The sequence below is a fragment of the Pseudoalteromonas sp. MMG005 genome, from assembly GCF_018101015.1.
Classification (GTDB): Bacteria; Pseudomonadota; Gammaproteobacteria; order Enterobacterales; family Alteromonadaceae; genus Pseudoalteromonas; species Pseudoalteromonas aurantia.
The window spans coordinates 64,647-87,417 of record NZ_JAGJEK010000004.1; the positions used below are offsets into that span (position 1 = coordinate 64,647).

The following is a 22,771-nucleotide window of genomic DNA, read 5'->3' on the forward strand; positions in this document are numbered from 1 at the left end:
CTCTAATCATGATCCATCTAATACTTCATAATGCGAAAATGCCGACAAATCACTATTCGATTGAGCATAGGTAAATTGAATTGATAGCCGTCTATGAGTAAATTCAGAATACGCTTCAAAGCCATCAATCTGCATATCACCGATATTATCCTTCCATTGATCCCAGCGATGCTTTGGCTGTGGTTTCATTGCACTATCGTAAATATAGTTGTCTATATGCGTTGAAAAAGCAGTCACCCCTGCCGACCAAGTGATTGAGTCACCTATCGTCCGTTGATAAGCAATCGCCAGTTCTGTGTTAAGCCCCGTTTCAGCTTCAATGTCATTATTTTCACTATCCCTAAGGCCTGCGCCAGCGAACACCTCGCCAATCTCAGGTCCTTTAAATAGTTCCGTGCTACTGATCTTTATCAAGAAATTCTCGGTTAGATGGTATTCCGCGGCAAGCGACAAAGACAACTCGGTAAAGTCGTTGGTGATCACTTTTGAATCAATCTTATAACTATCATGGCGTATACCTGGCATGAGCACCAAGCCACTATCGAACTCAATGCGATCCTGCACAAACAGCGCTAAATTTTTAGCTTCTTCTTGTGATTGACTGACCGTGTTATCTGGGGCCAATTTATGGAAATCCGTTTCATGTTTAAGATAATCAGCCCCATAAGTGATGAGATGGCTTTCACGTGAAAAAAGCGCCTCAAACGGCGTCTGAGCTATGAGATTCAACCCACTATTTTTTGCCTCCCCAGTGACTTGACCCGCATTCCCCCTAAAACTCGGACTCGGTGAAAGTGCCCAACCAGCTTCATCTCGGTAAAGTTCGCTGACATTGCTAAATATACTCGCAGTTAAGGCAGAACCTTGGCCCCACTCTAGATCATAGCTTAAAGTAAGCGTGTCACGAGTAAACTCGGTAGGCCATAACAAAGGCGTACCTAACCCTTTCTCAAACACAAGGTCAGTTGCCAGCCCCATATCAGGGCGGTAGCTATAGTGACCTTTGTCCTCATAGGTCTCATAGCTCAACGCCAGTCGCTGATTAACATCGATGTTCCAGCCGACCTTAAGTAATGCATCATTCACATCCCCCTCAAGACCTCGGACAGTGCCATCGGTGCCCGCTATGGCCCCACCAGTTTGATCGGTAATTTCTCCGCCACCCACATCGTAGTTGTCTCGTGTGACTTGATTATAATACGCCAAGAAATCTAGCTGTTCAGTCAAGACCCCATAACCTGTCAAAGAAAAATTATGCCCTGCATTATTTGCCACACCAGCCGATACTCGCCCACCTACAGAAGCCCCAGGTGCTAACAAATCGGCGGCTTCTTTTGTTTCAAACCGTACAGCGCCACCTAAGCCACCATTTATAACCGAATTTGTGCCTGTTTCAATATCCACTGATTTAAGAATATCTGCATGGATCTGTAAATTCCCCATGTGATGGTACATATAAGAATTTTGCGCTGCACCATCAATGGAAATTTTCAGATCTTTATCATCCATACTACGAATCGTAATACGTTGATTTAAAGAGTGTGCGCCGCCCACATCAATACCTGGGATGCTGCGCAGTAAATCAGAAATATGATCTGCTTGTTTATCGGCAATATCTTGCTCTTGCAAGTAAAGCGCTGACGTTTTAACTTGCGTACTCCACACGGCGATTTTCTCTATATTATCAGCCGTTGCGTACACTGATGGCGCGATAAATACACTTGCTAAAGCTAACGTTAGGCCCGTTTTGCGAAAACCCATTTGTTGAGCCGCTAAAATCAACATACAACATCCCTTAAATGTAAATAAGAATTAATATCAATATTGTACATAGATTACAGGTTGATATTTGCTGTTCTATTTTGCAAAATCGTCTAACTTATTTGCAAAAACATCAATAAGGATTGACGTTGTGACAACTTGTATTTATGCCGATGATCTATCTTATGCCTTACAAAAAATTGGCTTAGAGTCCCGTCAACACTCGCCATCTCAGCAAACACGCGTAGCACAGGGTCATTTAAGCTTCATAGAGTTACAAAAAGGGTGTTATTTACACCGCGCTAATATCGTAGAAAATAGTAATACCAGTAGCAGTGCTATCTTACCCGCAGGCTGCCATATAACAGTATTATTAGCGGGAGCTGTGTCGTTTAGAGTGGCACAAAAACGTTATCACTTTAGTGCTGATAAGGGGCCTGTTGCCTTTGTTAATATAGTCAACAAACAAGATATTTTTACCCGTTTTATGCAGGATGGGCAGCCTGTAGAAAAAATCACCCTCAGCTGTGAGCGCAGCTGGTTTTTACAAAAGATGGCCAGTGAACAAGCCTGTCAGCAAATAGACAAGCAGCTTTTTCATTCTCAACATGTCTATATTACACCACTCACTCCCTTGCTACTCCAACAAGCCAAAACCATTGCTAATCATGATGACAGCACACCATTTTTGGCCCCGCTATTGTTAGAGCAACACGCTCTCGCATTATTGTATAATGTGATTAGCCAATTTTATCACCCTGATTCAAAACCAAATCAAGCACACTATTCACACGCACCTGTTCAAGCCAGTGAGGCTAAGCTGAGCGCATTATTATTACTTTTAGAGCAAGACTTTACCCTCTCTGACATTGCCGATCAGTTAGGCGTTAGCATCAGTACATTACAGCGAAATTTTAAACGCAGTTTCAACACCACGTTAAAACAATACGTCAAAATAAAGCGCTTAGAAAAAGCCAGAAAAGCATTACTCATAGAAGGTTTAACGATAGGAGAAGCTGCATATTTAGCAAAATATACGCATGTGGGCAATTTTATTACCGCCTTTAAAAAGCACTTTGACATTACACCTATGCAGCTGATTAAATTACATCGTAATACCACCCCAGAGCAAGCCTAGGCCAAAACCCCATAATCCGAGGTTAAGCGCAACCAAAATGATATTAAAAAGTGTGTTAAAACCCCCTTTGATGTAGTCTCCAGCGATTTGCCAAGCGGCTAAAATACCATTCATCATGGTTGCCGTAAGTACCACTGTCGCGATCATTTTAAACCACAGTGCACCGTGCAGGGATGACCACATCAAAAATGTAATTGGCCCACATAACACCAAATACCCGATCATCGCCGCCACAAACAAAATAATGATCACGTTACAAATGCGCTGTAAGATCCATTGCTGTGTGCCGGATAAATTTATCATAGCCATATCCATACCCCTGATAACATACTCAGTAATACGCCGATAGCAATACATGCCCATGAAATTTGCGCCCCACCTTCTAAGCTCTCAAAATGCCCTGCCTCTTGAATTAAGTGCTTAACACCGCCGCATAAGTAATATCCCATTGCGGTCAAAAAAGCCCATAAGAATAGCTGGATAATCGTACTTTCATCACGTAATGCATGCAATAAAGCAAAATTTTCTGGAGATCGTAGTGAATACCATAAAGTTGGTAAATAAAAAGCAAAGCCAACCCACATCACCACGGCACTGATCCTATGTAGGATTGATGCATAAGCAGTAATCGGCAGAGCCATGGTCTGTATTGCTAAATTCATAGGCCGTTGTTTTTTCATTTTCACCTCTGAGTTGATGTTACAAAAAGCCCAAACCGATTTGGCTTGGGCTTACGGGGTACGCTTATTCCGAAAGTTGCTCGATTAACTTCCCTTCTATGATGTACGCCAAATTATCTATGCTCGGGTCTTCAAAAAATTCAGCGGGCTCTAATTCAATTGAAAACTGCTGCTTCACCTTAGCCAACATCTGAATGGCAATCAGTGAATCTCCACCTAGCGCAAACAAGCTATCAAATACACCTATTTCATCAAAACCTAGAAATTCACGCCATACAGCCACCAGCTTATGCTCTAGTTCACTCTCTGGTGCTTCGTATTCGGTGTCTAAATCTGGACGGCCATGACCAGTTGGTTTGGCTGGCGCATTTAATATAGCCTGCTCGGCTTCTCGTGTGACACGAACCAATTGCGCCCAATTCATACTAGCAGCATAAACTTGTGGTTGAGCACTTGTGAATATGTCAACTAACATCGCTGCTCCAGCGTCTCCTTGTAGCCCTAAACCTTCGGGTAATTGGAACTTCGCAGCCATCCCAGTTTTAGCCCACGCATCCCAATTGATACTCACCACGGGAAAACGGTGGGATTGATGTGCCAAAGTATCTAGATAAACATTCGCAGCACAGTAGTCACTTTGGCCGTATGCGCCTAACACCGAGGCTAAAGAAGAACACACCGCAAATTGCTGCAAGTTATGATGATTGAAAATGGTTAATAGGTTTTGCGTACCTTCCACCTTCGCCGATAAAGTCAGTTGGGCTTGATCTAAATGCATCGTACGAATAAAACCACCACCAGGTAAACCCGCACTATGGATCACATGAGTAATTGCACCAACTTGCTGTTCTGCTTTTTTCACTGATTGTGTTAATTGTGCAATATCAAGTACATCAGCGGTAACAACCACAACCTCAACTTGTGTTTGTAAGGCAAGTAATGTAGTTAGCTGAGCACGTAATTTATCATCTGTGTCACTGTTTTCTGCCAATGCCTGCCATTGTGAAGCCGGGGCAAAATCACTACGCGTTTGCAATACTAAAGCATGCCCTTGGCTTGCAAGAAACTGTGCTAAATGTAAGCCAACACCTCCTAACCCTCCCGTAATGAATGTGACACCCGCATCTATCGACGCATTTGCCATAGCTGGCACTTCACATTCATTGAGTACAAAACGCTGCTTACCACGATAAGCCACCTCATTGTGTTCATCACCAGTCGCATCGACTAAATCTTCAACCACCTGGCTCAATAGATTATCTGAAAGAGATAAATTTGCCGCGCTAAATTCAAACACTCGAGTCGATATTTGATGCTCGAGTGGCAAGCCCCGAGTTAACCCCAGTAACGTTGATTTCTCTGGTGATAAAGTTTCATCAGCTAACACCGAAAATAACTCTGTCGCCAATACACTTAACCGAATATTAAAGGTATTCACCAAATTTTGTACTAAGGGTAATAACCGATGATACCCCAGCGCATCGTGCGGCTTTGCTACATCCAGAAAGCGCGCATCAATAAAGTGTGTCACGACAGGCTGCTGTGATAGCAATGTTTGTAGCTGAATCCAATGTTCAGCGTTACTATAGTCGAAATGAACATGCCCATTTTCTTGCACACTCACACCTTGTTCACTCCCGTGTTCCAAATACCAAAGGGTGGTTACCTGAGCACCTCGTTCCACCAAACCATGACTAATCGTACTACAGACCTCTGAGTCAGAAGCCAAGAGTAAAAAGTGTTGTTCAGCTAAGTTACCAGTATCCGCAATCAAAGGTTTTTGCTGCCAAACTGGCTGCAATAGCTGCGGCTTATGTAGGGATAATTCCACGTTATTGACGTTGATAGAGTGATCCGTAGATTTTGCTTCTACCCAATATTCATTATTACTAAATTGATATTCAGGTAAAATATTTTCCCCTCTGGGGATAAGCTCACCACAGCGCTGCCAATCAAGTGTCATACCTAACTGCCATAATGTAGCGACAGTTTTTGCAAAAGGCGCTATAGGCTCTTTAACCTCTCTGACATGCGCAATTGAATGTAATACAGTAAGTTCATCAGAAATAGTACACTGCCGTGCTAATTTTTGTAGTGTATCCCCAGGTCCAGCCTCAATAAATACATCACAATGGTTTGCCAACGTTTCTACGCCCGCCACAAAATTAACGGGCTGACGGATATGGTCTAACCAATATTGTACTGAAGTTGCCTGCTCATCTGAGATCAATTGCCCTGTTACGTTACTCACAAATGGTATTTCTGGCGCATTCAATTGTACCTGCTCTAATGCCACCCTAAATTCCGGTAATACCGCATCAGTCAAATGACTATGAAAAGCATGAGAAACATGTAAGCGCGTACAACTAATTTGCTGTGCCTTCAATTGCGTTTGGAGTGCTTTAATCGCTTCTTTTGTTCCTGATACAACGGTATTTGTTGGGCTATTCAATGCCGCAATATCTAACGCGTCAGTCAAATATGGTCTGAGTGATTGCTCATCGCCTACGACTGATAGCATGGTGCCAGGTGCCATGCTTTGTAACGTTTCACCTCTGGCAGTAACCAATGTTACAGCTGTTTTTAACGACATAACATTTGCCAAACATGCAGCCACATACTCACCAATGCTGTGGCCAAGCATTGTCGTAATTTTTAACCCGATATCTTGATACGTTTTTGCCATCGCATACCCAACAACAAACAAGGCTGGTTGCGTTACACGTGTTTGATTTAATAACTGATTAGCCGCTAGTACTTGATCATCTTCAGGCATGAAGACGGTCAATAGTTGTGCTTGCAAAGTGGCAGAAAAGCAGCCCACAACTGCATCGAATGCGGCTTTAAAAGTAGGGTTGTGCTGTAGTAATGGTTGCGCCATTGTCACATATTGCGAACCTTGCCCTGAAAACATCAAACCAACACGAACATCTGAAACTTTCTTAGCAACCACTTCGCGGCTCAATAAAGATACTGCTTGCTCATGATCTCGTACTACAAATGCTTTTCGATAAGCAAGTGCTGCACGTTTATGCTGCAATTGTGCAGCTGTTTCACGCAAACGACTAGGCTGAGCAACTAACGTTTTTTGAACGGCAGCCACTTGTGCTTCCAACCCCTCACGGGTAGTACTGCTAATGGGTAATATATACCAAGGCGTGCGCACTTTATTATCGTCATCTTTGGTCTGTGATGTAGACTCGTACTCTTCTAAAATCACATGCGCATTGGTGCCACCCATCCCTAAAGAACTTACGGCGGCTCTGCGAGGTCCATTGCTATCCCATGCTTTTAAAGCGGTATTAACGTAAAATGGACTGTCAGCGAAATTAATTGCAGGGTTGGCAGGCTCGCTATGAATACTCGGTGGTAGCTGCTTGTGCCGTAAAGCTTGCACCGCCTTGATCAAGCCTGTGACCCCTGCGGCCGAATCTAAATGGCCAATATTGGCTTTAATCGATCCAATGGCACAATATTGCGTCGCATTTGACTGGTAGGCTTGACGTAATGCAGCTATCTCAATCGGATCTCCTAACTTTGTGCCTGTACCATGCGCTTCAATGTATCCAATTGAATCCGGCTCTACGTCAGCGAACGCCAGCGCAGCGCTTACAGCATTGGCTTGCCCGGTTACACTCGGCGCGGTATATCCTATTTTATCTTTGCCATCATTATTGATCGCCGACCCTCTGATCACAGCCAAAATATTATCGTCTGCGTGCAATGCATCTTCCATACGCTTTAGCACCACCGCAGCGCTGCCACTGCCGATTAAAATGCCATCCGCCTTTTCTGAAAATGCACTTAACTGTCCAGTCGGTGATAAACTCCCCCCTACAGGAGCATGATAGCCTTGATCTGCAGCAAGATTTAACCAAACACCGCCAGCCAGTGCGGCATCACTTTCAAAGTTCTGTAACGAACGACATGCCATGTGAACCGCGACAAGTGACGTAGAACACGCAGTTTGTACTGTTACAGATGGACCTTTAAGATTTAATTCATAACTTACGCGAGTTGCCAATGAATCTTTGTCATTACCATTGGTCAATGCTAATAAGCTGGTAATATCATTTTGGGTGTTATTTGATAATAAGTTTTGCAACAAATAACTGGGTACACCACATCCAGCAAACACGCCGGTCAAATTATCTGAGCTTGGCATGACACCTGCATTTTCAAGTGCATGCCAACATGTTTGCAGAAATATGCGCTGTTGTGGATCAAGTTGCTCTGCTTCTTTTGGGCTATAACCAAAAAAACCAGCATCGAACTCTCTCATACCTGAAAATGGGATGCCGGCTTTCACATAGTCAGGGTCTGAAAGGACGTCCGAGTCTACACCCGCCTCTCGCAACTGTGCATCACTATATGGCGTAATACTGCAGTGCTGGTTCGCCACATTGCGCCATAACTCATCAACATTACTTGCATCAGGAAAACGTCCCGCCATGCCTACAATGGCAATATCTACGCTGCTATATTCTATTTGCTGCTCTTGGGTCATATCATTCATTATTAAGATCCTGTCACTTTACGACGACGTGCAGCAATTGCGCCCATACCGCGTCGTTGTTTTTCTCTGTTAGGTTGCTGCTGTGATTTTATCTGTGTGTTAGTGCTCTGAAGTGCTTCAGCTAAACCTGCTATCGTTGGATAGGTAAACAATTCTGTTACTTCTAAATTGGGGTAATCGACCTGTAAGTCCCCATGTACCGCCAATAACAATAAAGAATGCCCACCAATATCAAAAAAGTTAGCATTGCGGTCTATTTGAGTCTGACGTAATTGTTTCGCCCAGATCTCATGAATATACTGTTCCATTGCATTACTGGCTGGCGTGATGGTGTGTCCTGTTGATAGGTCTGTCAGCACTGGTAAGTTTTGACGATCAACTTTACCACTCGAATTGATCGGCAGCTCAGCCACAACCTCAATATGCTCAGGTACCATGTAACTAGGTAATTGGTTTTTCAATACATGTTTAATTTGCTTGCTCGTCACATTCCCTTGTGCATTTGCAACATATGCACAAAGACGAGTACCGTGCTCACTCTCTCGTGGTACAACAACCGCAAATTCAACGTCTGGAAGCGTTGCTAGTACATGTTCTATCTCGCTCAGTTCAACTCTAAAGCCGCGCACTTTGACTTGATGGTCTCGACGACCATGGTAGTGAAGTTGTCCGTCACGCCAACTCACAAGATCTCCGGTTGCATACATTCTCGCACCCAATTCATCTGCGTATGGATCCGCAACAAATACCTGCGCTGTTTGCGCTGCACGTTGCCAATAACCTCGTGCTAGTTGCGCACCTCCGACGTAAAGCTCTCCAACTTGTCCATCACACACTAAATCCAATTGTTCGTCTAAGACGTATAGCTGGCGTCCGGCAAGTGGGCGACCAAGCGGCACCGCCTCTTGTTCACGGGTGTTATGACGTAACTGCGCACAATCATAAATCGCCACCTCAACGAGCGCCTCCGTTGGCCCATAGGTATTCAATAACTTAACGTGACTCAACCCCGCAGCATGCCAATCTTGAATTGCAGCCAGTGACATTGCCTCTCCGCCAGAATGCACTTGACGCAACTGAGGTAAAGTTAACGGCCCTTGGGATGTTGCCATTTGAGCCCATGATTTAGCCACTGTACGCCAATACGCTGCGCTCAAATCCATTACGCTAATATGATGTTTTTGTGCCTGCGTCAGTAGTTTTTTAGCGTCCCACAAACTATCATCGCGCAACACAATGGCCCCACCAACGCACCAGGTAGGAAAAACTTGTTCAACAAATGCGTCAAAATTTGCGGTGGCAAATTGCAGTACCACATCACTTTCTCGTAATCGAATAAACTCCACAGCAGATTCAATATACTGTGCTAGAGGTCCATGAGGGATCGCTACTCCCTTAGCCTTACCCGTTGATCCCGACGTGTAATTTAAATACGCTGTTTGCTGCGGGTGCACCGCGATATTTGGCGCGGTCATGTTCAAGTCACCATTTACCAATAACGCAGTTGGCGCAAGCCAAGTACCCGCAAATTGCAGTGTACATTCTTGGTGCTCACTAAAAATAGCGACACAACCACTATCATCAAGCATGTGTTGCAATTTTTCAGCGGGAAATGCCCTATCTAAAGGCAAGTATGCAGCACCCACCTTTAAAATCGCTAAAATTGACGCCAGCATATTTGGTGTCCGTGCCAACATCACACCCACAACCGATTCCGCTTTCACATTATTGCTTAATAAAATATCGGCAAGCGCATTACTGTGTCGCTCCAACCAACTATAGCTATAATGTGCGTCCTGAAATACCAGTGCAGTTCGCTCTGGCTCTCGTTGCGCAATGTCAGTTACAGTGACCAACCAGTGTCTATCTGGCGCTACTTGTTTTTCACCTTTACCTAGTGTTAAAAGAGCTGCATGTTTCTCTTTCGACAATAATGTAACCTCTGAAATTGACGGCACCGATGATTGACTTAGCTGTTCAAGTAATACCGCAAAGCTTTCTTTTAGACTCTCTATTGTTTCATGGTGATACAAATTTTCGGCATATTGAAACTCGATATGTAGCTGTCCATTGGCCATTAACCTTGAGTCTAAGCTCACATCAAATTGTGCCAAGGACTGCAATGGCTGCACCTGTACCAACTCAGCGTCAGGCAAGCTCGACAGTATTGAAAAGTCATGCTCTACATGGTTAAACATCACCTGGAATAAAGGGGTTTCACCGAGATTTCGTACTGGGTTAATCACTTCAACTAATCGTTCAAACGGTAACAATTGGTTTTTTTGCGCGGCAATTGAGGTCGACTTACATTGCTGTAAAACATCATTAAATGACATCTGAGAATGTAATCGCGCAGTATAAACTTGTGTATTAATAAAGTAACCGACCAAGCGCTGTAACGCATTTTGGTTTCTATTAGCAATCGGTACTCCGATGCGCGGTGCGGCCAACCCTGTACGTCGATAAAACAGAACTTGTAATGCACTCAACAGCAACATAAACAAGCTTGCCCCTTGCTGATGTGCACGCTTTTGCAGTTGTTCAACTTGCACATGACCTAACGACAATGTGGTTGTCTGCATTGGAGAGGCTTGATTACCTGAGCGCGGTTTATCAGGTACAAGTAATACTTCATCTCCTGTTTGCATTAACTGTGCTTGCCAATACTCTAATTGAGCTTGCGCCTCATCTGATGCGAGCCAACCTTGCTGCCAGCTTGCATAGTCACCATATGTAATTGCATTACTCGTTATCGCACTTTCATGCTCACCTTCGCTTAAGCGAATATAATTTTGCACGACGCCTTCTAGCATTAGATCAAATGACCAGGCATCGCCCGCGATATGGTGTAAAATAATTACCCAGTGAAAAGTATGTTCCGACGTTTTAATTAAAGCGATACGGCAATTTTCACCTTGTGATAAATTAAAAGGCTGCTGATTAAACTCTGTTGTCCATTGCAAGGCCGATTGAGCGCTGGCACTTAAATCCACATAACGCCAATTTAGAGATTGCTTTTGCGGGGTTTGCACCACTTGACTGGCGCTCGTCTTATAATAACGGTGTGTTAGTATTGGGTGTTGTAGCAACAACATTTCACAGCTTGCTTGAAACAGTGAAACATCTATCTGCCCTGCTAAATCAAACATTCCACCAATATGATACGCGTTACTTTTAGGCTGTAATTGCCACAAGAACCACTGTCTCAACTGCTGTGCACTCAATGGGGCTTCGGTAGCATTTAACACTGTAATATCATGTAATGTTTGTTGTCTGGCATGTGTCACTAGGTCATAAAAGGCACCAAATCGAGTGGCTTCAAAAACGCTTGCCGGTTCGATGTAACAGTTAAATTGCTGCTGAACCTGCGCTAGCAATTGCGTTGCTTTAATTGAGTTACCACCCAATGCAAAGAAGTCTGCGTCGTTGCTGCGCACAGGATAACGCAATACTTGCTGCCAAATATCAACCAGCCGTTGCTCATCTTCATTCCACAGTGTTATATCACTTGGAGCCCCATTTTCTAACATCTGTAACTGGTGTTGGTCAAATACACCATAGCTTGGCAGTGAGTCTTGTAAATGTAATTTTAAACACGCACTACGCTGTAGCTTGCCGCTCGACGTTTTTGGTAACCCTCCTTGATCAAGCAACAGTAATAATTCTGGAGCAACCTTAAATTCACTGATAATAAAATCACGAACGATTTGTGCTGTGACTTGCTCTGCGGTGTCATTGCGATAACTATTGCTGGTTTCAATTGCCAGCCCTATCCCTTCTCCACTTTCATTACTTTTGACTGGAAATGCAGATACGCGACCCTTGCGTACAAATTGCAGGCTATCCTCAATCGCTCGTTCAATATCTTGCGGATAAATATTGTGGCCATTCATAATGATCAAGTCTTTTTGCCGACCTGAAATATACAGCTGCCCTTCGAAAATGTAGCCCACATCACCAGTTCTTAGCCAACGCTTGCCATCTAACTCAACAAAAGTATCCGCGGTTGCTTGTGCATTTTGCCAATATCCAACAGCAATACTTGGTCCAGCGGCCCAAATTTCACCAATAGTTCCATCATCTACCTTGGCAAGGGTATTCACATTGGTAATTCTCAATGTATGCTTCGAAGGTGTATACCCACAGCTCACTTGGTGACTATACTCATGACTATTGCGATTATCTTGTGGTACTACCTGACGCGCTTTCCCTGCACTTAACGCGTTATTACAAAATGCCTCAATTTGTGCGCCAGCTCCCGCTTTACTCCCCGTCACTAAAAGCGTCCCTTCCGCTAAACCATAGCAAGGATACAATGCCTCTTCTTTAAAACCATTAACGCTAAAACTGTCCGCAAAGTCATACAAGGTGTCATGCCTGATCGGCTCTGCACCTGAAAATGCAACCCGCCAACTGGATAAATCTAACGCGGCTCTTTGCTTGTCTTTAATACGCTCCAGGCATAACCGAAAGGCAAAATCGGGCCCACCAGAGATAGTGCCTTTATACTCGCTGATTAACTCTAACCAGCGTACTGGCTTCTCCATAAAGTAACGCGGAGATGCCAAAACTAACGGAAAGCCCGAGAATACAGGTTGTAATAAACCACCAATAAGGCCCATATCATGGAACAACGGCAACCAACTCACGAATACATCTTCAGCAGATGTTTCAATGACTTCCGCTATTGCTCGTTCATTCGCTATTAAATTGTGGTGACTGACCATCACCCCCTTTGGCTTCGCTGTCGATCCTGAGGTGTACTGTAAAAATGAGATATCATTTTCACAAGCGTCATACCTTTGTACTTGGGCGATCGACTCATCCAATGTATCAACCACTAACATGGTGCTATTGCTTGTTTGTTCTACCATTGCATGCACCGTCTCAGCAAAGCGTGTTGTCGTTAATACAACAGCGGCTTGAGAATCTTCTGCAATGCCAACGGTTCGAGCAATATGCTGCTCTTTTGTCGATTCTGGCGGAAAACTCGGAATGGCGGTTACACCTATGTATTGACATGCAAAAAAACTCGACACATAGTCAATACCAGAATCCATTAATATTAATGCGCGATCTCCCGCTTTTGCTTGTGTGTGAATGTGGTTAGCTAACCAGATACAGCGTTGATACAAAGCATGATATGTCCAAGAAGTACGTTGCTTCCGATCAACACAAATAAGTGCAACGCGATCGGGGGTTTGCTCAGCATGCTGAGCTAAATAATCCATGATGGTAATGGCTGACATATCAGGCTCCATTAGAAAATTAACTGGCTATGTTATTGGTAGGAATGTGTAAGATTTGAATACAAAACAATAGATTATGTCTTATGTAGTAGCGATATAAACACAGCGTACGACTACCATACCGTTTTATATCACTACTAATTTGACTTTACTTAGCCATTGCTTCACGTAGGCTAGCTGGACGCATATCGGTCCAGTTTTCATTAATATACGTTAAACATGTATCCTTACTGCCTTCAATGCCGACATCTTTCCAACCACCAGGAACACTTTTATAACTCGGCCAAAGTGAATACTGCTCTTCGTGATTCATAAGTACTTTAAAAGTGCCATTCTCGTTGTCAAAACTCATCGTGTTTCCTAAAAATCATTTGCGACTAATGGCTTTGTGACGCTCGACAATGAAAGATTTTTAGTCTTTTTCTATCTTTAATGTGATTTTACTTTTTAGCTGCTTAGCTAAGTCTTCTCTCCTATAAGGCAAATCAACCAATTGTTGCATTTGACTGTACTGCAAACTCTGATCACTAAAGTGCTTTGATCCTGCTAAAGTTGATTGGGAAAAGCTCAATAAGCCTCGCGCTTTTGGACCTGTACTTTCAAACCCCACCACCATCATCCAACTTGATCCAAAATGTACGGGAATACCATCTTGATTTAACCCTGACCAAGTTGGTGCTTTGGTTAAAGGGTTATGAACTCCCGCACGTACAGATGGCGAAAATGACGTCATATCCATATGGTTACTTGCAGCATAAATATTAAACCCTCCAACATGATGGGTAGCTCCAGGCCAGCGGATCCGACGTGCGTCTTTTTGTAAATACTGCACATCTCCCCACTTAGCGTCTAACGCAAAACCTGCACTTGTAACCAATTCAGCTGCGACCGCTAAACGTTTCAAAATATCACTGTTTTTCACTAAATCTCTAGGTGTGTTAATTGGATCTTTAGAATCAAATTTCACATTAAAATCTGCCTCTAAATCAATCATATATACTAATTCATTGATTAAATGCGCCGCTTTAGAGTCTAAATTAAACATTCCATCCCATAAGGTCACTGCACGGCATGCAGCGTCCACATCCCCAGCGACTTGACCCGCAAATAGGATGCAAGCAGTTTGCAAATCAGATTTAAAACGCGAAAAGAACGTACTATTGTCCAATAGGGCATGCTCCACTTCAGCAATAGTGAACTTGCCATCTTGGCCTGCTCGATTAGACAACATATCGAGGCTAAGTCGTGTACGCATTGATTGCATCACAGCAAACTTGCCATATAACGGTGAGTGCTCCACGAGTGGTTCTAAAGCATTGGTTAACCAATAGGAATCATTTGAGTTTTGCACGTAATCATTTCGCTCTAACTGTGGAGCATGTTCAAACTCCACCTCAGCATTAAAAATGAAGCTACGCTCTTTTGCGGGTAATACAATTAACCCCGATCTTGCAAAGGTGTTTGCGCTGATTGGATCCGTTTTCAAAAAGGTAATCGCCTTTGATGACAACAAAGGCACGTTGGAGTCATCAATGTAGAATGTATTTCCATCCTTATCAGCCATCAATGTGTTATTAAACATCATGCCATCAAGATCTTGAAATGTTTGTTTAAACTCAGCCAAATCATCTGCTTCATTCATTGCTAACCAATGGTCTATTGAGTCAAAGCTATCTAAGTTGGCATCTTTTAACACATACACAAACTGATCATCCCAAGGGAAGCGCTTACTATCCTCAATAACGATGCCGATATCTGTGTAAAAAACTGTTTTTCTGAGCGTTTGTGTGCCATTACCTATTTTTACCTGAATATCAATATCGCGTGATTCGATGGTTTGCCATTGTCCATCTAATTCATAACTGAGCTTATCATTAGGCTTCAGTGACAAACGATAAAACACCGCATGTTTCGCTGCTGAAAACGTATGAGTCCAAGCTAATGAGTCATTGAAACCTATATTAACAGGGCCTGGAAATCCTATAATTGATGCCCCCATTGCATTTATCCGATCTGTTACCGTTGCCTGATTCGCCCAGAACCTAAAATTACCGTTAAACGGAAAATGAGGGTTCGCCATCACAATCCCGCGACTATTTTTAGTTTTTTCTTTACCGAGTGCCCAACCATTCGAGCCCTGTTGATGTTCTGGTATTGAAAAGTCAGCTTGGACGAGATTCATTTCCCATGAATTTCTCACCATATTTTTAACCAGATAAGGCCGCCATTCATCTTGCTCCCCCGGATGGGCTTGAACAAAAGCAGGAACAAAGCGTCCTGAGCTACTTTGTATCCCCAACGATAATATACCCGCCACAACATCCACTGCGTCAATCGGCATCACCCATGGTGCACCTAAGCACTCTTTTCCCAATTTTTCATGACCTAAATTCACCTCAGCTAAAAAACGGTTATAACCAGCGGCAAATCCTTCAGCTAAAGCTTGTGTGTCATCGGAAAGCTCAGAGTAATGTCGTTGAGTTCGTCCGTAGACGTCCAAAATACGATAACCAAAATCGGAAATAACATGTGCGTTATCGTTAAGCTGTCGATCTGGACCCAAATACTCAGCGCGCTGTCCTCTATTACGTAAATATCCATCGGCTAAAATACAAATATGATCTTGAGCTTGAGCATACGCATTACCATAGGCTAACCCGTACAAACTCGTCGCTTCAATATGTGCCATGCCATATTGGCTACGCATCACATTCACCGTTTCGGATAATACTTTTGAGGATGTATTTTCGGATGCTACAGCAAGTTGTAAACCGAAAAATAAGAACAATATACTCAATACTTTGACCATAACCTTATGTGTTGCCATTACTTTCCTTAATTACTAATTCTTTCAATAAAAGCGGCATTCAAACCACCTAGTGGACAAAAAGCCTACATCGCTTACCTGTTCTGGTTAAGTAAATGTAACTTTGTCTACTATGACCATTGACAAAGAGTGAAATTTATAAATAATACACAACTGATAATCATTTGCATTTTCACTATTGTTATAATATTGAGTACAATAAGGAGTATTTCGTGTCGCAGTTCGCAAATAAGTGGTCTCAGGTTATTGCACAAAATCAAGCTAAGTTGCTTGCTTACTTAAGTAATATTTTACGCTGCCCTTATCTTGCAGAAGATGCCCTTCAAGATACATTTATTCGGTTATCTGGTATGTCTGAGAATCAAAACTACCAAGTAAAAAATGCGACAAGCTATGCATACCAAGTAGCAAGAAATATCGCGATTGATATGTTGCGAAAACAAACACGGGAAGCATGGGTTGATATTGAATGTGTGCAAACTGAACAGTTCAATGATGATAATTCAAATATTGAAAAGCGCTACTTACAACGCCAAGTGTCACAGCAAGTAAATAAAACAATCAATAAATTATCTACCAGGCATCAAAATGTGGTGAGTTTCTATAGAAGTGGAAAAATGAAGCAAAAAGACATCGCTAAAATGTATCAGATCAGCCCTACATTAGTTAACTTTATGCTCAAAGAAGTGGTGCAATCATGTAAGTCAGAATTAGCACACTAGCCTGCTTTTTAATCCTAATTTTTATCGCGTAGTATTCATTGAGCGGCCAATTTGGCCGCGATAAAATCAGCATGACTGACATATAATAGCCCTGCAATTTTACGAATAATATGATCTTCATAACGGTCAATATCATTATCTGCATATGCAACAAACCACAGTAGTTGCACAATTTCAATACGCTCGATATCCGATGTATTATTATTAATTTGTTTAACGAAGGCATAGAGGTCTATCGCCTGCTCAACGAGTTGCTGTGCTAACGTGATCAGCGCATTTACCTGTTTATCATCGAGCTCACAGCGTTCCACAAGCACTTCAGTGACTTTAATTAATTCTATTTCAAGTACCTTGCCGTCAGCACGCATTACCTCAATCAATAACGCAGCCAGCGCAGTATTAAAATCAATCGTATTTTTTTCTCTTGGCTGCTCAGATAATTCCTTTAATAGTTTTTTTATTTGTTTAAACAATCCGGACTCTCCAATATGTTATTCTTAAAAGTAGCAATATTTTTAAGGAAATTCATGTTTGCGCTCAATGTATCACCCCAATTAAAATGTACCAGTATTGCCATGCTACTTTTTCTAGCAGGGTGCCACCACACTCCAGCTAAGTTAGGTGAAGTGCAAAAGCTATATGACTTCGACCATAAGGTACACTATAGACTAGTACAATACAGTGAGAGACGGTTTGCCATCAGGATCCTCGCAGACAGCTATCAGGCATTTACCCAACAAAGTGTGTTTTTACTTAGACATAGTAGACAGTTATGTAAAGAGTTAGTTCCACAACTGACGCTCAGAAAGGGGATTCAGCGCTTTGAAAGGCTACCTACAGAGCCTAGACCATATAAGCCTGATCTGTACGCGGAAATCAAGTGTATCACTCCCTAAGGTGATTGAGAGCACAATCAATTATCTACGAAGGTTGAAATCGCAAGCATAAAAAAACCCAAGCCTAAGCTTGGGTTTCTTATGAATGCTTATGCATTAACTATGGTCGATATTACTCAACGATAGTTGCAACAACACCAGCACCAACTGTACGACCACCTTCACGGATAGCGAAGCGTAAGCCTTCGTCCATCGCGATTGGTACGATTAGGTCTACAGTCATCTTGATGTTATCACCAGGCATTACCATTTCTACGCCTTCTGGTAACTCAACGTTACCTGTTACGTCAGTTGTACGGAAGTAGAACTGTGGACGGTAACCTTTGAAGAATGGAGTATGACGACCACCTTCATCTTTCGAAAGTACGTATACTTCTGAAGTGAACTTCGTGTGTGGAGTGATTGAACCAGGCTTCGCTAGTACTTGACCACGTTCAACGTCTTCACGCTTAGTACCACGTAGAAGTGCACCAATGTTCTCGCCCGCACGACCTTCGTCTAGAAGCTTACGGAACATCTCAACACCCGTACAAGTTGTCTTCGTAGTTTCTTTCATACCTACGATTTCAACTTCGTCGTTCACGTTTACAATACCAGCTTCAACACGGCCAGTTACTACTGTACCACGACCCTGGATTGAGAATACGTCTTCGATAGGCATGATGAATGGCTTATCGATGTCACGCTCTGGCTCTGGAATGTAAGAATCTAGTGCTTCTGCAAGCTCTACAATCTTGTCTTCCCACTCTTTCTCGCCTTCTAACGCCTTAAGCGCTGAACCTGCGATTAGTGGTAAGTCATCACCTGGGAAGTCATACTCAGAAAGAAGTTCACGAACTTCCATCTCTACTAGCTCAAGTAGCTCTTCGTCATCAACCATGTCACATTTGTTCATGAATACGATGATGTAAGGTACGCCAACCTGACGAGAAAGTAGGATGTGCTCACGTGTTTGTGGCATAGGGCCGTCAGTTGCAGCAACTACTAGGATTGCGCCGTCCATTTGTGCAGCACCAGTGATCATGTTTTTAACATAATCCGCGTGTCCTGGACAATCTACGTGTGCGTAGTGACGAGTCGGTGTATCGTACTCAACGTGAGACGTTGAGATTGTGATACCACGCTCACGCTCTTCTGGAGCGTTATCGATTGCTGCGAAGTCTTTTGCTTCACCACCGTATACTTTTGCAAGTACGTTAGTGATTGCTGCAGTTAGGGTTGTTTTACCGTGGTCAACGTGGCCGATTGTACCAACGTTTACGTGCGGTTTTACGCGTTCAAACTTTTCTTTTGCCATCTTAAAAATTCCTATAAAGAAATTAAAGTCCAGCCCTTAGAGACCGGACCGAACTAAAATTACTTAACAGCGCGAGCTGCAATTATTGTTTCTGCTACATTTTTTCCGGCTTCAGCATACTTGGAAAATTCCATTGAGTATGAAGCACGGCCTTGTGTAGCGGAGCGAAGATCGGTCGCATAACCAAACATTTCAGAAAGCGGGACTTGTGCATTAACCTGCTTTAAGCCACCAAATGCTTCTTCCATGCCTTCAATTATGCCACGACGACGATTTAAGTCACCTACTACATCACCCATGTTTGTATCAGGGGTGATAACCTCAACCTTCATCACAGGTTCCATAATAACAGGATTCGCTTCAAGCGCCCCGTTTTTAAAACCTATTGATCCGGCAATTTTAAACGCCATTTCGTTTGAGTCTACATCATGAAATGAGCCATCAAACAATGTCGCTTTAACACCCAATAACGGATAACCGGCAAGGACACCTTGACGCATCTGTTCTTGAATGCCTTTGTCAACCGCTGGAATATATTCTTTTGGTACTGCACCACCTACAATTTCGTTAACGAATTCGTAAATTGGTGCTTCATCATCTGAAATATCCATTGGTTCAAGCTTGAGCTTAACGTGACCATATTGACCGCGACCACCAGATTGACGTACGAATTTACCTTCTGCTTCTACTGAGTTACGAATAGTCTCTCTGTATGCCACTTGAGGCTTACCAACGTTACATTGTACGTTGAATTCACGTTTCATACGGTCAACAATGATATCAAGGTGAAGTTCACCCATACCAGAGATGATCGTTTGCCCTGATTCTTCGTCCGTTTCTACACGGAACGATGGATCTTCTGCGGCTAATTTATTTAGCGCGAGACCCATTTTGTCTTGGTCTGCCACCGTTCTTGGCTCAACCGCGACTGAAATTACTGGCTCAGGAAATTCCATGCGCTCTAAAGTAATAACAGCTTCTTGTGAACATATTGTGTCACCGGTAGTGACATCTTTAAGACCAATAGCTGCCGCGATGTCACCAGCGCGTACTTCTTTGATCTCTTCACGAGAATTCGCGTGCATTTGGACGATACGGCCCAAACGCTCTTTTTTGCCTTTAATTGGGTTGTAAACCGCGTCACCCTGTTTAATAGTACCAGAGTAAACACGGAAAAAGGTTAAAGTACCAACAAATGGGTCAGTGGCAATTTTAAATGCCAACGCCGAGAACGGCGCATTATCATCTGCGGCACGGGTGTCTTCAGACTCATCCTCCAACACACCTTGAATTTCTTTAACCTCTGTAGGTGATGGCATGAATTCAACAACCGCATCAAGCACAGCTTGTACACCTTTGTTCTTGAACGCACTACCACATGTCATCGGCACAATTTCACTGGCCAATGTACGTTGACGAAGTGCAGATTTAATCTCTTCTTCAGTCAACTCACCGTCTTCTAGATATTTGTCCATTAGCTCTTCAGTTGCTTCAGCAGCGCTCTCAATCATGTGAGCACGCCATTCTTCGGCTAAATCCTGAAGATCTGCTGGGATCTCTTCATATGTAAATGTCATACCCTGGTCTTCTTGATTCCAGTTTATGGCTTTCATTTTGATGAGATCAATAACGCCTTTAAATTCGTCTTCAGCACCAATTGGTAACTGAATAGGCACAGGTGTCGCGCCAAGGCGCGTTTCAACCTGCTCCACGACAGCTAAAAAGTCAGCACCAGTGCGATCCATTTTATTTACGAAGACCATGCGAGGTACTTCGTATTTGTTCGCCTGACGCCAAACAGTTTCTGTCTGTGGCTGCACACCTGATGAAGCACATAACACCACAACCGCACCATCAAGTACGCGTAAAGAACGCTCTACTTCAATGGTGAAGTCTACGTGCCCTGGAGTATCAATAATATTGATACGATGGTCGTCAAATTGACTTTCCATGCCTTTCCAGAAACACGTGGTCGCAGCAGAAGTAATGGTAATACCACGCTCCTGCTCTTGCTCCATCCAGTCCATAGTTGCAGCACCATCATGAACTTCACCGATCTTATGAGACAGACCTGTGTAGAACAGAACTCGTTCTGTTGTGGTGGTTTTCCCTGCATCTACGTGAGCACAAATACCGATGTTGCGGTAGCGCTCAATAGGAGTTGTACGTGCCATATTATCCTCTTAAAGGGTCTTAGCAGATTACCAACGGTAATGAGCGAATGCTTTGTTCGCTTCAGCCATACGGTGAACGTCTTCACGTTTCTTAACCGCAGTGCCTTTGTTATCAGCAGCGTCAACGATTTCTTGAGCCAAACGAAGGCCCATAGACTTCTCGCCACGCTTACGTGCAGCGTCAACTAACCAACGCATACCTAATGCGTTACGACGAACTGGACGTACTTCAACTGGTACTTGGTATGTAGAACCACCAACACGGCGAGATTTAACTTCTACCGTTGGACGTACATTTTCAAGTGCAGACTCAAAGATTTCTAGGTGCGACTTACCTGATTTCTCAGCAGCCACGTTTAACGCACCGTATACGATTTTTTCAGCAGTAGATTTCTTGCCGTCTAACATTACTACGTTAACGAATTTAGCAAGAAGTTCCGATCCGAACTTAGGATCTGGAAGAATTTTACGTTGACCTATTACGCGTCTTCTAGGCATTTTATATCTCCGGTATCTTCAGGTTCGTTATTTAAAACGATTCCCCAAAACAAATTATTTAAAAATTAAAACTTAAGTGCTTGGCCTTACTAACGGAGAACCATTAGCCCTTAGGGCGTTTTGCACCGTATTTAGAACGAGCCTGTCTACGGTCGTTTACGCCTGCACAGTCAAGTGCACCACGTACTGTGTGGAAACGCACACCTGGTAAATCTTTAACACGACCACCACGGATTAGGATTACACTGTGCTCTTGAAGGTTGTGACCTTCACCACCGATGTATGATGTAACTTCGAAACCGTTAGTTAAACGTACACGCGCTACTTTACGTAATGCTGAGTTTGGTTTCTTAGGTGTAGTTGTATATACGCGAGTACATACACCACGCTTTTGCGGACAAGCTTTAAGCGCGGCTGAGTTACTTTTAGTAACTTTGCTACGACGTGGCTTACGCACTAGCTGGTTAATAGTTGCCATTAAATAGCTCCTGATTAGTTAAAATTACTGCTGAAAAAAATAAAAAAATCTGACCCTATTTTTCATTCTAAGCTTTGAACGAATAAATGGGTGGCCGAATTTTAATGAGCAAAGTTTGAACTGTCAACAAAAAGCATCTGTTGAAGCAATAAGAATGATAAGAAAAGGGCAAACTCGCCCTTTTTTATACTTTTTTTGTCAAATTCACTCGTAAAAATCACATTTTAGTAATTTGAGATATAAAACGTTTAAAACCATCTCAGCCTACATTAGTCCGCTTGTTGGGAAGTACTATTCGTGAATTGATACCAGATTAATACACTTAAGATGGCAGCGATACGTTTGCATATAAAAAAGCCCATAGGGTTTATAAAAACCAACCTCACTTCCTCTTACCTTCACAATACCTATCCATAAACGTATCGATAACACACCCTAAACGCACACCAGACACTTTAGCTGTCACATGAACATCATACACAAAAAAGCCGCCTTGCGGCGGCTTTTAAAGCTGATGGTATTTACTACCTAGCTG

Annotated in this window: 15 protein-coding genes; 3 read left to right on the top strand and 12 right to left on the bottom strand. The window is 43.0% G+C overall.

The window, feature by feature from the left end; translation table 11 throughout:
- Nucleotides 1-6: 6 nt before the first annotated feature.
- Complete coding sequence (locus tag J8M01_RS04565) at nt 7-1,785, bottom strand: TonB-dependent receptor (protein ID WP_348772714.1); 1,779 nt, start codon at nt 1,783-1,785, stop codon at nt 7-9.
- 127 nt (nt 1,786-1,912) lie between these two features.
- On the opposite strand from J8M01_RS04565, the gene J8M01_RS24315 reads away from it, so the two are divergent.
- Nucleotides 1,913-2,899: a helix-turn-helix transcriptional regulator gene (locus J8M01_RS24315; RefSeq protein WP_211057171.1), complete on the top strand. Its 987-nt coding sequence runs from the start codon at nt 1,913-1,915 to the stop codon at nt 2,897-2,899.
- Here J8M01_RS24315 and sdhD read toward each other — a convergent pair.
- The 6 genes from sdhD to J8M01_RS04600 form a co-directional block, all read right to left on the bottom strand.
- Nucleotides 2,867-3,208, bottom strand: coding sequence for a succinate dehydrogenase, hydrophobic membrane anchor protein (gene sdhD, locus J8M01_RS04575; RefSeq protein WP_211057172.1), 342 nt, complete (start codon nt 3,206-3,208; stop codon nt 2,867-2,869). The two genes, J8M01_RS24315 and sdhD, sit on opposite strands and share 33 nt — an antisense overlap.
- Nucleotides 3,199-3,579: a succinate dehydrogenase, cytochrome b556 subunit gene (gene sdhC, locus J8M01_RS04580; protein WP_211057173.1), complete on the bottom strand. Its 381-nt coding sequence runs from the start codon at nt 3,577-3,579 to the stop codon at nt 3,199-3,201. The genes sdhD and sdhC overlap by 10 nt, the downstream gene beginning before the upstream one ends.
- A 64-nt stretch (nt 3,580-3,643) precedes the next feature.
- Nucleotides 3,644-8,095 carry a type I polyketide synthase gene (locus tag J8M01_RS04585; RefSeq protein WP_247670993.1) on the bottom strand — a complete coding sequence of 1,484 codons (4,452 nt, stop codon included), beginning with the start codon at nt 8,093-8,095 and terminating at the stop codon, nt 3,644-3,646.
- A 2-nt stretch (nt 8,096-8,097) separates the two neighbouring features.
- Entirely contained in the window at nt 8,098-13,344 is a 5,247-nt protein-coding gene (locus J8M01_RS04590; RefSeq protein WP_211057174.1) for a non-ribosomal peptide synthetase, read from the bottom strand.
- A 148-nt stretch (nt 13,345-13,492) separates the two neighbouring features.
- Entirely contained in the window at nt 13,493-13,696 is a 204-nt protein-coding gene (locus J8M01_RS04595; RefSeq protein ID WP_192509029.1) for an MbtH family protein, read from the bottom strand.
- A gap of 60 nt (nt 13,697-13,756) precedes the next feature.
- Nucleotides 13,757-16,171, bottom strand: a complete 2,415-nt coding sequence (locus tag J8M01_RS04600; RefSeq protein ID WP_211057175.1) for a penicillin acylase family protein — start codon at nt 16,169-16,171, stop codon at nt 13,757-13,759.
- Nucleotides 16,172-16,383: 212 nt separating this feature from the next.
- Between J8M01_RS04600 and J8M01_RS04605 the strand changes: the two genes are divergently transcribed.
- Nucleotides 16,384-16,893: a sigma-70 family RNA polymerase sigma factor gene (locus tag J8M01_RS04605; protein ID WP_192509031.1), complete on the top strand. Its 510-nt coding sequence runs from the start codon at nt 16,384-16,386 to the stop codon at nt 16,891-16,893.
- Nucleotides 16,894-16,928: 35 nt separating this feature from the next.
- Here the strand turns inward: J8M01_RS04605 and J8M01_RS04610 are convergent, their stop codons facing one another.
- A complete protein-coding gene (locus J8M01_RS04610; RefSeq protein ID WP_192509032.1) occupies nt 16,929-17,366 on the bottom strand; it encodes a TerB family tellurite resistance protein in 438 nt (145 codons plus the stop codon).
- A 54-nt stretch (nt 17,367-17,420) separates the two neighbouring features.
- On the opposite strand from J8M01_RS04610, the gene J8M01_RS04615 reads away from it, so the two are divergent.
- Nucleotides 17,421-17,789, top strand: coding sequence for a hypothetical protein (locus J8M01_RS04615; protein WP_211057176.1), 369 nt, complete (start codon nt 17,421-17,423; stop codon nt 17,787-17,789).
- Between the two features lie 112 nt (nt 17,790-17,901).
- Here the strand turns inward: J8M01_RS04615 and tuf are convergent, their stop codons facing one another.
- The 4 genes from tuf to rpsL form a co-directional block, all read right to left on the bottom strand.
- The gene (gene tuf, locus J8M01_RS04620) at nt 17,902-19,086 is read right to left on the bottom strand and encodes an elongation factor Tu (protein ID WP_192509034.1); all 1,185 of its coding nucleotides are present in this window, start codon (nt 19,084-19,086) and stop codon (nt 17,902-17,904) included.
- Between the two features lie 59 nt (nt 19,087-19,145).
- The gene (fusA, locus tag J8M01_RS04625; RefSeq protein ID WP_211057177.1) at nt 19,146-21,260 is read right to left on the bottom strand and encodes an elongation factor G; all 2,115 of its coding nucleotides are present in this window, start codon (nt 21,258-21,260) and stop codon (nt 19,146-19,148) included.
- Between the two features lie 27 nt (nt 21,261-21,287).
- Nucleotides 21,288-21,758 carry a 30S ribosomal protein S7 gene (gene rpsG / locus J8M01_RS04630; RefSeq protein WP_010367661.1) on the bottom strand — a complete coding sequence of 157 codons (471 nt, stop codon included), beginning with the start codon at nt 21,756-21,758 and terminating at the stop codon, nt 21,288-21,290.
- A gap of 103 nt (nt 21,759-21,861) precedes the next feature.
- A complete protein-coding gene (gene rpsL / locus J8M01_RS04635) occupies nt 21,862-22,236 on the bottom strand; it encodes a 30S ribosomal protein S12 (RefSeq protein ID WP_010367657.1) in 375 nt (124 codons plus the stop codon).
- Nucleotides 22,237-22,771 lie beyond the last annotated feature (535 nt).